The 14074-nt window shown below is 67.9% G+C and carries 10 protein-coding genes and 1 pseudogene; 4 read left to right on the top strand and 7 right to left on the bottom strand.

From position 1 onward, the window contains the following. From E8A74_RS54245 to E8A74_RS36545, 5 genes and pseudogenes are all read right to left on the bottom strand, one after another. Positions 1-330 (bottom strand): annotated as a pseudogene (locus E8A74_RS54245) (hypothetical protein); the annotation flags it as partial. Between the two features lie 169 nt (positions 331-499). Next, positions 500-973, bottom strand: a complete 474-nt coding sequence (locus E8A74_RS36530; RefSeq protein ID WP_136933716.1) for a pyridoxamine 5'-phosphate oxidase family protein — start codon at positions 971-973, stop codon at positions 500-502. Between the two features lie 93 nt (positions 974-1066). Beyond that, positions 1067-4165, bottom strand: a complete 3099-nt coding sequence (locus E8A74_RS36535; RefSeq protein WP_136933717.1) for an efflux RND transporter permease subunit — start codon at positions 4163-4165, stop codon at positions 1067-1069. Between the two features lie 33 nt (positions 4166-4198). Next, entirely contained in the window at positions 4199-5386 is a 1188-nt protein-coding gene (locus E8A74_RS36540) for an efflux RND transporter periplasmic adaptor subunit (protein WP_170229643.1), read from the bottom strand. A gap of 5 nt (positions 5387-5391) precedes the next feature. Next, positions 5392-6087, bottom strand: coding sequence for a TetR/AcrR family transcriptional regulator (locus E8A74_RS36545; RefSeq protein WP_136933719.1), 696 nt, complete (start codon positions 6085-6087; stop codon positions 5392-5394). A 112-nt stretch (positions 6088-6199) separates the two neighbouring features. On the opposite strand from E8A74_RS36545, the gene E8A74_RS36550 reads away from it, so the two are divergent. From E8A74_RS36550 to E8A74_RS36565, 4 genes are all read left to right on the top strand, one after another. After that, positions 6200-7252 carry a hypothetical protein gene (locus tag E8A74_RS36550; RefSeq protein WP_136933720.1) on the top strand — a complete coding sequence of 351 codons (1053 nt, stop codon included), beginning with the start codon at positions 6200-6202 and terminating at the stop codon, positions 7250-7252. Between the two features lie 88 nt (positions 7253-7340). Continuing rightward, on the top strand, positions 7341-8030 hold the full coding sequence (locus E8A74_RS36555; RefSeq protein ID WP_136933721.1) for a TetR/AcrR family transcriptional regulator: 690 nt from the start codon (positions 7341-7343) through the stop codon (positions 8028-8030). Next, positions 8027-9256: an efflux RND transporter periplasmic adaptor subunit gene (locus E8A74_RS36560; protein ID WP_232379914.1), complete on the top strand. Its 1230-nt coding sequence runs from the start codon at positions 8027-8029 to the stop codon at positions 9254-9256. The genes E8A74_RS36555 and E8A74_RS36560 overlap by 4 nt, the downstream gene beginning before the upstream one ends. Positions 9257-9259: 3 nt before the next feature. Beyond that, complete coding sequence (locus E8A74_RS36565; protein ID WP_136933722.1) at positions 9260-12457, top strand: efflux RND transporter permease subunit; 3198 nt, start codon at positions 9260-9262, stop codon at positions 12455-12457. A 142-nt stretch (positions 12458-12599) separates the two neighbouring features. Here E8A74_RS36565 and E8A74_RS36570 read toward each other — a convergent pair whose 3' ends face one another. Together E8A74_RS36570 and E8A74_RS36575 are read right to left on the bottom strand one after the other, a co-directional pair. Further along, on the bottom strand, positions 12600-13355 hold the full coding sequence (locus tag E8A74_RS36570) for a hypothetical protein (RefSeq protein ID WP_136933723.1): 756 nt from the start codon (positions 13353-13355) through the stop codon (positions 12600-12602). Positions 13356-13557: 202 nt separating this feature from the next. Continuing rightward, positions 13558-14019, bottom strand: coding sequence for a thrombospondin type 3 repeat-containing protein (locus E8A74_RS36575; protein WP_136933724.1), 462 nt, complete (start codon positions 14017-14019; stop codon positions 13558-13560). Positions 14020-14074: the final 55 nt, after the last annotated feature.

A 14074-nucleotide genomic window follows, 5' to 3' on the forward strand; every position in this document is an offset into this window, starting at 1 on the left:
GCCGCCCATGCCGCCCATGCCGCCGAGGCCGCCCATGCCGCCGCCGCCCATGCCGCCCATGCCGCCGAGGCCGCCCATGCCGCCGCCGCCCATGCCGCCGCCGCCCATGCCGCCGCCGCCCATGCCGCCGGAGCCGGGGCCCATGCCGCCAGAGCCGGGGCCCATGCCGCCGGAGCCGGGGCCCATGCCGCCGATGCCCCCGGTCCCTCCCGTGGCGGTGCCCGTCGACGGGTCGATCTGGCTCCGATCCACCGCGGCGATGATCTCACAGCCTGTGCCGGTGGAAAGGAGGGCGAATGCCATCAAGGTCAGCTTCGTGGTCCTGCGCATGATTGTCCCTCTGCGCCGCGTCTACCACGGAGGCACGCCGGGACGAACGCAAAACCAGAGACGCCCCGAGCGACGTCACCCGACCGTCATGCAGGAAGGACGAACCCTCGCATGTCCCGGGTGAAACCTGTTCGGAGCCATGTTCTTGGCGGTTTACACTGTGACAAACTTAACGAACGAGCGTCGGTCGCGGCCGCTTTCGCGCGCCGTCCTCGAAGCGCCCGGTCTTTTCGGTGAGGTGGATACGAAAGAGGTGTGCGTCCGGGTGAACCGCGCCTTGACGGTGCGGTCCAAGCGGTCCGCGCGTGGTCTCGCTCGCCTCACGCGAGAAATATCGCTCCAGGAGGACCTGCAGCGCATGCGCGGCGTCCCGCCCGGAGAGCTCCTCGAACGTGCCCCACGCGATCACGCTCCGCCAGTGCGCGGGCCCGTCGATCTTCTCGACCTCGACGCAGACCTCGGGGTTTTCGCGCATCATCGCGAGCTTCAGGCCCTCACCCGTGTGGCCGTAGATGTAGTCGTCCTCGTACGCGTACGTGATGGGCACGACGTACGTCCGGCCGCTGGCATGACAGCCGAGGTGGGCGATCATTGCGGTCCCGAGGACCCGTTCGATCTCGTCCGAGCTGAGCTTGCCGACCATGAGCGCGCGCGCCTCCTCTCGCAGCAGGGCAGCGGCTCCTTTGGGCTTTCGGGGAGGGACGTCAACAAGCGGGGCCGCGTGGGCCCCGCTTGTTCATTCGGCAGCGGGCGCGGGCTCGGCGTCGCCCTTCACGATGCCGCGCGCCCGGAGCCACGCCTTCGCATTCTCGATGGCGAGGTACAGCGCGGGGATCACGATCAGCGAGAGCAACGTCGAGCTCACGACGCCGCCGATGACCGCGATGGCCATCGGCGCGCGGAACTCGCTGCCTTCGCCGTTCGAGAGGGCGGTCGGCAGCATGCCGAGCACCATCGCAGCGCTCGTCATCAGGATCGGACGGAGCCTTTCCGGCCCAGCCTCCAGGATGGCCTGCAGCGGCGTCTCGTTGTTCTCGCGCACGCGCACGATCGCCCGGTCGACGAGCAAGATCGCGTTCTTCGTGACCAGGCCCATGAGCAGGATGATCCCGATCATCGCGCCCATGGCCATCGACGTATCCATCAGGAAGAGCCCCAGGATCGCGCCGACGAGCGCGAGCGGCAGGGTCATCATGATCGTCAGCGGGTGGATGAAGCTCTCGAACTGCGACGCGAGCACGAGGTAGATGAAGATCACCGCGAGCAGGAGCGCCGTCCCCATCGAGGAGTTCGTGTCGTTCATCTGCTCGATCTGCCCGTCGTAGGCGAGCGACGTGCCCTTCGGCTTCTGCAGCGTGTCGATCTTCGGCATGAGCTCGCCCACGATCTCGCCGAGCGAGCGGCCCCGCGGCGACGCCCACACGGCGATCTGCCGCTGCCGATCCTCACGCTCGATCACCTGCGGACCCTCGCCCATTTCGAGCCGCGCGATATCCGCGAGCGCCACCGCGCCCCGCGGCGACCACAACGTGAGCCGCGAAAGCTCGGCCGGAGACGCCCGATCCTCCTCGCGCATCTGCACGCGGATCGGCACCTCGTCCTTGCCTTGCCGGAGCTTGCTCGCCTCCTCGCCCTCGATCGCGGTGCGCAGCGTCATCGCCACCTGCGCCACGCTGATGCCCTGATCGGCCGCGCGCTGCCGGTCCACCTTCACCCGCATCTCGGGCTTGCCGGGCGAGAACTTCACCTGCACGTCCGTCACGCCCACCGTGGTCTGGAGGGCGCCTGCGACCTGATCCGCGAGCGCGCGGATGTCGTCGTACGAGTCGCCCCGCACGAGGATCATGATCGGCGCCTGCACGCCCGCGCCCTCCACGAACTCGGGATCCGTGATGACGACGTTGGCCCCGGGGACGCTCTTCGCAATCGCGCGGACCTCGTCCTTGATGTGGTCGATGTGCATCGACCGCTCGTGTTTTTTCGTGGTCAGGATGCGGTAGTGCGCCTTGTTCACCTCGCCGCCCGGCCCGAGCGTCACGTAGAGCGTCTTGATCTGCGGGTGCGCGAGCAGCTTCTTTTCGGCTTCGAGCGATTGCACGGCGAGTTCGTCGAGCGACGTCCCTGCGGGCAGCTCGATCTCGACCATCATCTCGCCGCGATCCTCGGGGTTCACGAAGTCCGAGCCCATGAGCGCCATGAGCTGCCCTGAACCGATGAGCGTGCCGAACGCGAGCAGCCCCACCACGAGCTTGTGCTTCACGACCCAGCCGAGGAGCCCCCGGTACGAATCGTCCATCGCGCGGAAGACCCACTCGAACGGCCGCTTGAGCCAGGCGAATGGATCCTTCGCTCCGTGCTCGAGCGATTTCGAGAACCGCGACGAGAGCATCGGATCGAGCGTGAAGGCCACGAAGAGCGACACCAGCACCGCGCCCGAGACCGTGAGCCCGAATTGACGGAAGAACTGGCCCACGATGCCGCCCATGAACGCCACGGGCACGAAGACCGCCACGATGGTCAGCGTCGTCGCGAGCACGCTGAGCGCGATCTCCTTCGTGCCGTTCAGCGCGGCTTCCATGGGTGGTTCGCCGCGCTCCAGGTGCTTGAAGATGTTCTCGCGCACCACGACCGCGTCGTCGATGAGCAGGCCGATCGCCAAAGAAAGGCCGAGCAGCGTCATCATGTTCAGCGTGAAGCCGAGCACGTACATCAGGAAGAACGTCGCCACGACGCTCGTCGGCAATGCGACCGCGCTGATCAGCGTCGAGCGCAGATCCAGCATGAAGATCAGGATGATCAGGATCGCCATCGCGCCGCCGAACCAGATGGCGATCTGCACCTCGTGCGCGTTCTCCTCGATGAACGTCGACTGATCCATGATCAGCGACGTCTTGAGATCCTCGGGGAACTGCTTTTCGAGCGTCGCGAGCCGGGTCCGGATGCCCTGGCAGATCTCGACCGTGTTGCGGCCGCTCTGCTTGACGACCTCGAAGGCCACGGCTTCCTCGTTGTTCACGCGGATGCGCGTGCGCATGTCCTCGAAGGCGTCTTGCACGTCGGCCACGTCGCGCAGCCGCACCGACGAGCCGTCGCGGGCCATCGACACCACGAGATCGCGCAGCGTATCGACCGCTTCGAGCTCGCCCATCGCGCGCACGCTGATCTCGCGCGTCCCCTGCTCGTAGCGCCCCGCGGGCACCGTCAGGTTCGCGCCCCGGATCGCCGCCACGATCTGCGAGGGTTGCACGCCGAGCGCGTCGATCCGCGCCCGATCCAAGAGCACCTTCACCTCGCGCTCGGCGCCGCCGCGGATGTTCACCGCCGCCACGCCGTCGACCTGTTCGAGGGAGGGCCGGATCACGTCGTCGGCAAAATCCCGGATCTGGCTCAGGGATCGTTTGCCGCGGAGCGTGTAAACGAGCACCGGCGCCGCGCCTGTGTCGAGGCGCGAAATGACGGGCTCCTCGATATCCTTGGGCAGCTTGAAGCGGGCTTGCGCCACGCGCTCGCGCACGAGCTGCGCGGCCTCCTGGATATCCACGTCGAGCTTGAAGATCACGACCGTGGTCGACACGCCTTCCCGCGAGAACGAGCGCACGCGATCGATGCCGTTCAGCGACACGACCGCGTCCTCGATCGGCTTCGAGATCTGCGTCTCGATCTCGGCCGGGCTCGCGCCCGGATACACGATCGTCACGCTTGCGACGGGGAAAGACACGTCCGGGAAGAGATCCGTGCCGAGGCGCTGGTAGCCCACGACGCCGAGCACGAGCAGCGCCATCGCGACCATCACCGTGAAGACGGGGCGCTTGATGGCGATCGCCGAGAGGTTCATGAAATGTCCTCGTTCGCCTGGTGGTTCAGCCGATCACTTCGCGGGCGCCGCCGCCGCGGGGCCGAGATCGAGCGCTTCGCCTTCCTTCACCTCGGGGCTCGGGTTCGCCACGACGGACGCCCCAGCCTCGAGCCCCTTGCGCACGTAGAGCGAGCCGTCGGGCGCGACCGTGAACGAGACCCGCACGAGGTGCGCCTTGCCGTCCTGCACCACGACGATCTCGTCCTGCGCTCCGGGCCGAAGCGCCGAAGCGGGGAGCCGCAGCACCTCGATGGTCTCCGCCGCCACGATCTGCGCGCGGACGAACGAGCCCGAGAGCATCCCGACCTCGGGCCCATTCGGGATCTCCGCGATCACCGGCACCCGGCGCGTCTGCGGATCGAGCGAGCCGAGCACCGCCGTCACCTTGCCCGTGGCCTTCGGCGCGCCGTCGATCGACACCGCGGCGCCGACCTCGAACACATTCGCGTCGTTCTCGGAGACCGAGGCCGAGAGCTTGAGCACCGACGTGTCTTCGACGTGATAGAGCGGCTCGCCCGGCGCGACGATCTTGCCGATGCCGTTCGGCGCGCGCGTCACGAGCCCGCCGAAGGGCGCCGTGAGCGTCGCATTGCCGACCGACACCGACGCGAGCCGCGCCTGCGCGCGCGCCTGTTCGAGCTGCGCCGCCGCGAGCAGCGCCCGCTGCGTCGCCGTCGTCTTCTCCGCCTCGGGCACCGCGCTCTGCTGGAAGAGCGTATCCGAGCGCCTTTGCGCGTCCTTCGCCATTTCGAGCGAGACCTCGGCCACGCGGACGCCCGTCTGCGCGACGTTCGCCTGCGCCGAGGACTCCGACGCGTCGACCACGCCGAGGACCTGCCCCGTCTTCACGACGTCGCCGATCTTCGCCTTGATCGCGAGCAGCCGCCCGCCGGCCTTGAAGCCCACGTCGGCCTGCTGGATCGGCTCCAGCGTGCCCGTCACGGCGACCCTCGGCTGCCAGCGCATCGCCTCGGGCTTCGCGAGCAGCGTGCCGCCGCGCGCCGTCACCTTCGGAGGCGCCGCTGGGTTGCCGGGCGCCGCGGCGTGCTCGGCCGTCACGGCCGATTGCGCTTCGAGCGCCTTTTTCTGGTCCATCTTGGCTTTGACCCGGACCCCGATCAGCCCCCCGGTGCCCAGCACGATCGCAAGGGCGATCAGCTTGCCGGCGCCAAACTTTTTCGTCGTACCCGTCGTTGCCACGGTGCTCATCCTGCCTTCGCCCTCGACCTGGGTTCTCGCGGGCTCTCCTCCCGCTCCCGGTTCTTCGTGACCGTCCGGTCAACTACCGCGCTCGCCGCCACGGAGAAGAGCCCGCGCGTGAGCAAATCCTGCGCTTGACGCGCCCAGCCCTCGATGTCCGGGCGTCGCGGCTGCCTGATGATCTCGCGCACCAGCCGCTCGTGCGTGCCTGCGATGAGCCGCGCGACGATCGCCGGCTCGATGTCGTCGCGGTAGAGCCCCACCTCCACGCTGTGCCGCAGCCAGGTCTCGCTCTGCCGCTCGATGCGATCGGTGAACGCGTCGATCAGGTACGCATACGGCGTCCCGCCTCCCCCGGTCAGGATCATCCCCAAGATCCCGCGGTTTTGCCAGCAAAACTCGAGCAGGTCGACGACGTGGGCGAGGCGACTCTCCTGGAGCGCCTCGAGGTCCTCGGCCGGCGGGCACTCGTCGAAGCGCGCGGCCTCCACGCACGACGCGAGCCGCGCCACGACGCCCTCCACGATCTGCCGGAAGCAGTCCTGCTTGCTCTTGAAATGCAGGTAGAACGCGCCCTTCGACACGCCTGCTCGGATCGTGATGTCTTCGACCTTGGCTGCGGCCAGGCCGTTCTCGGCGAAGATCGCTTCAGCGGCCCGGAGGAGGTCGATGCGCGCGCGTGGATCGGCGATACGAGGCATTACTGACCGGTGGGTCACTATGGGGGGATGGCCCTTTCCGGTCAAGAGGGCTCGGGCCCCCTCGGCTTCCGCGATACGATGGGGCGTCCTTGCTTCTCCGAGGAGGCTTCCCATGCGTATGCTCCCCCGTTTGTCGCTTGGTCTCGCGGCGGCGTTTTCGCTCGTCTTCGCGGCCCCACAGCCTGCCGACGCCTGCACGCCCCCGCTGCCGGGCCTTTACAACCACATCCCCGAGAACGGGGCAACGTACCCCATGAACGCGGCGTTGTTCTTTTCAGGTCATTCGATCTCGCTCGACGCCGTCACCGTCACCGTCGACGGCAACCCCGCGTCGTTCGTGCCGGTCGCGGACGCGGCGCTCCAGGGCCTCGGCGGGTTCGTCGTGCACATCGACCCGACCCCATCGATCGGGCAGGTCGTGAAGGTCAGCGGCGATTTTTGCACCGCGGGCGTCACGTGTGAACCGGTATCGATTTCGTTCACGACGAGCGCGCCGGACACGACGGCGCCGGAGCCGGTGAAGAGCCTGCTCTTCAACGTCTACGACTACCCCGATTTCAAGGCGAGCGTCGGGGATTGCCAGTCCGACAGCGATTTGGCGTATTTTCTGCACGTCGACGCGGCCGCGGCGGCGGCGGATGCGGCGCCCGAGGTGTGGCGTGTCGAGGCCTTCCGGGACGCGGCGATGCAAGACCTCGCATTCACGCGCTCGGTGTTCGCGGGTGGCGCGCTGCGGTTTTACAAGCTCGCCCAGGAACTCCAAGGCGCAGAGCCCGCGACGGCCTTCACGTTCCGCGTGACGACCCACGACGCAGCGGGACAATCCGGCGGATCCAGTGTGGTTTCGCTGCCTTGCCACGTGCGCGTCGACCCGCCCGGCATGACGCAGTGGACCCCCGACGAGCCGATGTGGACCGGGGCCGACGTCCATCCCGGCGGCGTCTGCGACGAAAGCGGGAGCGGCGGCGGAGGCGGGAGCGGCGGAGGCGGCGGAAACGGCGGAAACGGCGGCGCAGGCGGAAGCGGCGGCAGTAGCAGCGGCGACGACGGTTCCTGCGCCGTCCGCGCCCCGGGCGACGCGCGCTCCGGGGTCGCGGGACTCGGACTCCTTGGGTTGATGTGGGGTGCTTCACGGCTTCGCCGTCGACGCCCCGCAGCATCGTGACCCGATCTCGTTAGTTATCCCCCCAAATTCATCGATTTGCGGCGAACGGTCGTTGCCTTCGTTCAAAAGATGAGCGACGGTTCACCCCGTGAGCAACTCGTCCGCACGACGAACAGCGCTTCCACGTCGCCGTGACGAGGCCAAGGCGCTGTTCCGTAACGCGATCCTCGACGCCGCCGAGCACGTCTTCGCCAAGCAGGGCTTCCACGGCGCGCGCATCCAGGACATCGCCGACCACGCGCGGATCGCGGTCGGCACCGTCTACAACCACTTTGAGCAGAAAGAAGACGTGCTCCACGCGCTGCTCGAAGTGCGGCTCGAGCAGATGATCGGGAGCCTGCGGCCGCATCCCACGGATCCCGAGCCCTTCGCTCAAAAGCTCAGGTGCTGCGTCGTCCGCACGCTTCAGTTCGTCGAGGAGCACCGCGACTTCCACCAGGTCGCGCTCGACTGCGGGCTCTTCGCGAAGGGCACGGCCTCGGCCTCGAACATCCTCAAAGAAAAAGCCGTGGAGCACTTCGAAAAGCTCCGCGCCACCACGCTCGCCCTCGTGAACGAGGGGATCTCGTGCGGCGCGCTCCGGCAGATGGATCCCGTGCCGCTCGCGCGCATGCTCGGCGGCCTTCTTCGCGCCTCCACCATCGGCATGGTCATGGAGCAGAGCCACCCCAACCTCGAAGCCGAGGCCTCGCTCCTCGTGGACCTTTATTTGAACGGCGCGGGCAGGGCCGATCGCCCCGAGCGCCCGCGTGATGAAAGCAATCTTGGAGAACGATGATGCGTCTTGATCAACCCGCGTACGTCGCCGCGCTCGCGCTGCTTCTTTCGCTCACGCCCTCGTGCGCCAAGAAGAACGCCGAGCAGAAGGCCAAACCCGCGGAGAGCGCCACCGCCGAGCCCGCGCCGGCGGTCAAGTTCGCGAAGGTCACCGAGCGCAAGCTCTCGCCCACGCTCGAGCTGACCGGCACGCTCGCCGCCGACGAGACCAGCGAGGTTGCTTCCGCGACCTCCGGCATCGTCACGAAGGTCGAGATCGACGTCGGCACGCGCGTGAAGAAGGGCGACATCCTCGTGCAGCTCGACAGCCGCGATCCGGCCCTGCGCGCACAGGCCGCCGACGCATCGGCGACCCAGGCGCTCGCCAAGCTCGGCGTGAAGTCGGGCCAGAAGTTCGATCCGAACAACGTCGCCGAGGTCCGCGCCGCGAAGGAGGGCATGGACCTCGCCGTGTCCGAGGCCGACCGGACGAAGAAGCTCTACGAGGGCGGATCGATTTCGGCGTCGCAGTGGGATCAGGCGCGATCCCGCGCCGAGCAGGCGCGCGCGCAGTACGAGGGCGCGCTGAACGGCGCGATGCAAGGCTGGGCAGGCCTCGCGGCCGCGCAATCCCAGGCGAACCTCGCCCGCAAATCGGTCGCCGACACGAGCATCCGCGCGCCCTTCGACGGCGCCGTCGCCGAGCGCCGCGCCACGGTCGGCGAGTTCGCGCCTATGGGCAAGGTCGTCGCCGTTGTCGTGCGCGACGAGATCCTGCGGCTGCGCATCGACGTGCCGGAGACGGACGCGTCGAAGGTCACCGCGGGCAAGGAGGTGACGCTCACCGTCTCGGCGCACCCGGGCAAGACCTTCAAGGGCACGGTCAAGCGCGTCGGCGCGAGCCTCAAGGCGCAGTCGCGCACGCTGCCGATCGAGGCGGAGGTCCAGAACGCGGACGGCCAGCTCAAGCCTGGTTACTTCGCGCGCGCGTACGTCGAGCTCGGCGAGGCCGACACGAACGCGATCTTCGTCCCCCGCGCCGCCGTCGGATCCAGCGGGAGCGCGAGCCGCGTCTTCGTTCGTGCGGGCAACCGCGTCGTCGAGCGCATCGTCACGCTCGGCCGCGAGATCGACGGCGAGGTGGAGATCCGCGGCAACGTGACCGCGAACGACGAGATCGCGATCGAGCGAGTCGACCTCTTGCAGGACGGCGCCGACGTGAACGTCGCTGCCCCTGGAGCGAAGTAACCCATGCAATGGCTCGCAGCGATTTGTGTACGAAGGCCCGTCTTCGCGACGGTGATCGTGCTCATCCTGACCGTGGTCGGGCTCTTCTCCTACGTGCAGCTCGGCCTCGATCGTTTTCCGAAAGTCGACTTCCCGGCCGTCGTGATCACCACGATCCTCCCGGGCTCGGCGCCCGAGGAAATCGAGACCGAGATCAGCGACAAGATCGAGAGCGCCGTCAACACGATCAGCGGCATCGACGAGCTCCGCAGCTCCTCCTCGGAGGGCGTGAGCATGGTCATCGTCACGTTCGTCCTCGAAAAGGACGTCGACGTCGCCTCGCAGGAGGTCCGCGACAAGGTGAACGCGGTCCTCAACGAGCTGCCGCCGGGCATCGAGCAGCCCGTGATCGCGAAGATGGACCCGGACGCCGCGCCGATCCTCACGCTCGCGCTCTCGGGCCCGGGCAACGTGCGTGACGTCACGGAGACCGCGGACAAGGTCGTGCGCCGGCAGATCGAGTCGATCAACGGCGTCGGCCAGGTGACCCTGATCGGCGGTCGCCCGCGGCAGATCAACGTCTGGATCGACCCGGAGAAGCTCCAGAAGTACAGCATCTCCGGCCCCGAGGTCGAACGCGCGCTGAAGACGCAGAACATCGAGCTGCCGAGCGGGCGCGTCGAGCAAGGCGCCCGCCAGCTCACGCTCCGCACGCGCGGCCGCGTCGAGTCGGTCCGGGAGATGGGCGAGATCGTGGTGGCGACGCGCGACGGCTACGGCGTGCGCCTCAACGACATCGGCGAGGTCGAGGACGGCACGGCCGAGCCCGAATCCGTGGGCTTCAAGGGCCAGCGCGCCACGGTCGTGCTCAACGTCCGCAAGCAGAGCGGCACGAACACGGTCGAGGTCGTGAGCACGGTCAAGGAGCGCCTCGAGGAGCTCGGCAAGCGCCTGCCCCAGGGCTACACGATCGACATCGCCCGGGATCAGTCCGAGTTCATCGAAAACTCGATCCACTCGGTGAAGGAGCACCTCGTGCTCGGCGCCCTCTGCGCGGCGCTCATCGTGTTCGCGTTCCTCGGCAATGCCCGGTCCACGATCATCGCGGCCGTCGCCATTCCGACCAGCGTCATCAGCACCTTCGGCGTCATGCGCGCCGCGGGCTTCACGCTGAACGCGATCACGCTCCTCGCCCTCACGCTCGCCGTCGGCATCGTCATCGACGACGCGATCGTCGTCCTCGAGGTCGTCTTCAAGCGGATCGAGGAGAATGACGAGCGGCCCATGGAGGCCGCGATCAACGGGACGAAGGAGATCGGCCTCGCCGTGCTCGCGACGACGCTCTCGCTCGTCGCCGTCTTCCTCCCGGTCGCGTTCATGGGCGGCATCGTCGGCCGCTTCATGAGCTCGTTCGGCTTGACCATGTCGTTCTCGATCATGGTGAGCCTCCTCGTGAGCTTCACGCTGACGCCGATGATGTGCGCGCGGTGGCTGCGCAGGCACGTGAAGAAGGGGAGCGACGGCAAGGTACAGGCCGCCGCGGCCCCGGCCGCAGCCCCGGCCCCGGGCCACGGACACGGGCACGGGCATGGCCACGGCGAGGCGAAGGGGATCTACGGGGCGATCGAGCGCACGTACGTCCGGGTCCTCCGCTGGTCGATGTCGCACCGCTGGGTGATCGTGGTCTCTTGCGTCGTCGCGCTCTTCTCGATTCCGGTCCTCGCGGGCCGGGCGAACGCGAACTTCCTCCCCGACGAGGACGAGTCGCAGTTCCAGGCGAGCATCCGCGCGAACGAGGGCACGAGCCTCGACGAGATGCGCCTCATCGCGACGCGCATCGTCGGCGATCTCGAAAAGATCCCGGGCGTCGCGTACGCGATCACGACCGTCGGCGACGACGCGCAGAAGACCCCGAACCTCGCGAGCCTCTACGTAAAACTCCTCCCCGCGAACGAGCGCAAGCTCTCGCAGCAGGAGCTCATCGACAAGGCGCGCGCGGAGCTCTTGCCCAAGTACGGCAAGGACTACCGGATCTCGATCGGCCCCGTGAACTCGATGGGCGGCGGCGCGAACTACCCGGTCATGTACCAGATCACCGGCCCGGACATGACGAAGATCTCGTCCTACGCCGAGGCGCTGCTCGCCAAGATGAAGACGCTGCCGGGTGTCGTCGACGCCGACACCGGGCTCATCCTCGGCAAGCCCGAGCTCCGCGCGCACATCGATCGCGAAAAAGCGTCGGATCTCGGCGTCAGCGTCGCCGACATCGCGAGCTCGTTGCGCCTGCTCGTCGGCGGCTACGAAGTGACGAACTACAACGAGAAGGGCGAGCAGTACGAGGTCCACGTCCGCGCGGTGCCGAGCTACCGCTCGAATGTCGAGGGGCTCAAGCGGCTCACGGTGCCCTCGATGCGCCTCGGCACGGTCTCGCTCGAGAACCTCGTGTCGTTCACGGAGGGCTCGGGCCCGTCGAAGATCGACCGCTACAACCGGCAGCGGCAGGTCATGATCATGTGCAACCTGCAGAAGGGCTTCTCGGAGCGCACGGTCATCGAGGCGCTCGACAAGGCCGCGAAGGACCTCGGGATGGAGCCGGGGTACAGCGCGAGCGCGACGGGCCGCTCCCGCGAGCTCGGCCGCGCCGCGAAGAACTTCGGCCTCGCCTTCCTGCTCTCGTTCATCTTCATGTACCTCGTGCTCGCGGCGCAGTTCGAGTCGTGGCTGCACCCGATCACGATCCTGCTGAGCCTCCCGCTGACGGTGCCGTTCGCGATCCTGAGCGTGATCATCTTCAAGCAATCGCTGAACATCTTCTCGATGCTGGGCATCCTCGTGCTCTTCGGCGTCGTGAAGAAGAACTCGATTCTCCAGATCGATCACACGCTCAAGCTGCGGGAAGAGGGCCTGCCGCGGCTCGAAGCGATCCTGCTCGCGAACAAGGATCGTCTCCGCCCGATCCTCATGACGACGGCGGCGTTCGTGGCCGGCATGGTCCCGCTCGTTGCCTCCAGCGGCGCGGGCGCGGGCACGAACCGCGCGACGGGCTTCGTCATCATCGGCGGCCAGACGCTCGCGCTCCTGCTCACCCTGCTGGCCACGCCGGTCGCGTATTCGCTCTTCGACGACCTCTCGGTCTGGGCGCGCAATACGTTCAAGTTCGGCGGCTCGAACGACGACGAAGCCCCCGACGCCAATCCGGCCCCCGCGCCGGGCGGCGAATAGCAGGGGACGGATAAGCTTGCTGCGCGCCTCGAATCGTCGGTCGGGCTCCTCGGAATACGGGAGTATTCCTGCGTCGCCCTCCCTAGCTTCGAGGCGCTCGCGGCGCTTCTCCGCCCCCTGCTGATACTTTCCGCCTCTATCTCTACGCCTTCGGCAGGGTATCGTTCGCGACCGAGCGTCCGACGAGCCCGAGCAGCACGCACATCAGCCAAACGATCCATCCGGCGATTCGCCATCCCGTGTGCTCGGGGACCGTCGCGGCGACGGCGCCTAGGACGAGGCACGGAACCACGATGCAGCCGACGCCGCTCGTCTGCGCCTTGTCCGGCGGAGGGTTGATCTCGAATCGATCCCCCGCTGGGAGCAGCGCCGCCGCGTCGTCGGCCTGCCGAAAGGGATGGTTGCCGGCCGTGGCCTCGGGGAGCTTGCAGGCGAGGACGAAGCTTTGCGCGGGGCCGACCTCGAAGGAAAAGCGCTGACGGACGCCCCCGTCCTCGGTGGTGACCGACTCGGTCAGATGGCGGCGCGCGCCGCCGAAAGCGTGGACCTTGAGGCGATGGCCGGCGGGCAGTCGAAACGTGCGGCCGCTCTCGTCGGCGAGGAGGACCTCTACGGTTTCGAGCTCGGGTGCGCCCGAGAGGTCCTCGGCAGACTCGACGGAAGTGCCCATGTTGACGCGCGCAGCGCTGCCGGCGTCGACGACGTGGACACGGAGGCGCGCGAGGCCTGGGCTGAGATCGCCGGGCGCGCGGACCTCGTTCTCGGCCTTGGCGCGCCGCTCGTTCTCGCGCTGGACCCGCTTTGATTCCCGGAACGTCGCGAGGGCAAACGCCAAGCCGACGAGGACGGGGACGCCGACGCCGATGCCATTGCGGAGCAGGCCGGTGAGGTCGTGCACGAGGGGGAGGATATCCTGGGAGGGGCCGGGACGATGTTCCGTAATCGGGTAGGCCGTCGTGCACGACCCCGAGGAGCTCCGCCGGTTCGCCCGCCAAGACTGGGCTGCCGCCGCGCGCGGCAAGGAGCTCTACGCCATGGGCCGGTGATTCATGCGAGCGATCAAGCCCGAGGACACTATCCCCGCGCCCTGATCCGAGCCTTCACTCCGCGCACGAAGGCCACGGCACATTCCGGAGATAATACTCCCACGTCTGGAAGTTCGACGTGTTGCTCCGCTGCACCTGCCCGCTCGTGCACCAGCGATTCTCGGTCCAGGACGTCCCGCGCGCGAGGCACTGGTATTGCACCGTGGCCCGCTTCGACCCGGCGCAGCCGTGAAACTTGTACTGGAGGCAGCTCTCCATGTCGGGCGTGACGTTCACCTTTTGCTCGGAAATCACGCTCGCCGCGTCGCACGCATCGCCGCTCCCGTCTCCGTCGCAATCGGATTGCGACGGATTCGCGACGTGCGGGCAGTTGTCGGACATGTCCGAAATGCCGTCGCCGTCGCTGTCGATGGGGCCGCGGACCTGGCCCGCAGAGGCCACGTCGGTCGTCCCTGACATCGTCCCGAGCGCGGCGAACAGCACCGCAATACGAATGGCTCGCCTTGTTCCACGCATGTGATCCCCTGCGGAGCAGGAAGTGCGCCGAGCCTAGTCGTGCCGCTGGAGGCGG

Source organism: Polyangium fumosum, from assembly GCF_005144585.1.
Taxonomy (GTDB): Bacteria; Myxococcota_A; Polyangia; order Polyangiales; family Polyangiaceae; genus Polyangium; species Polyangium fumosum.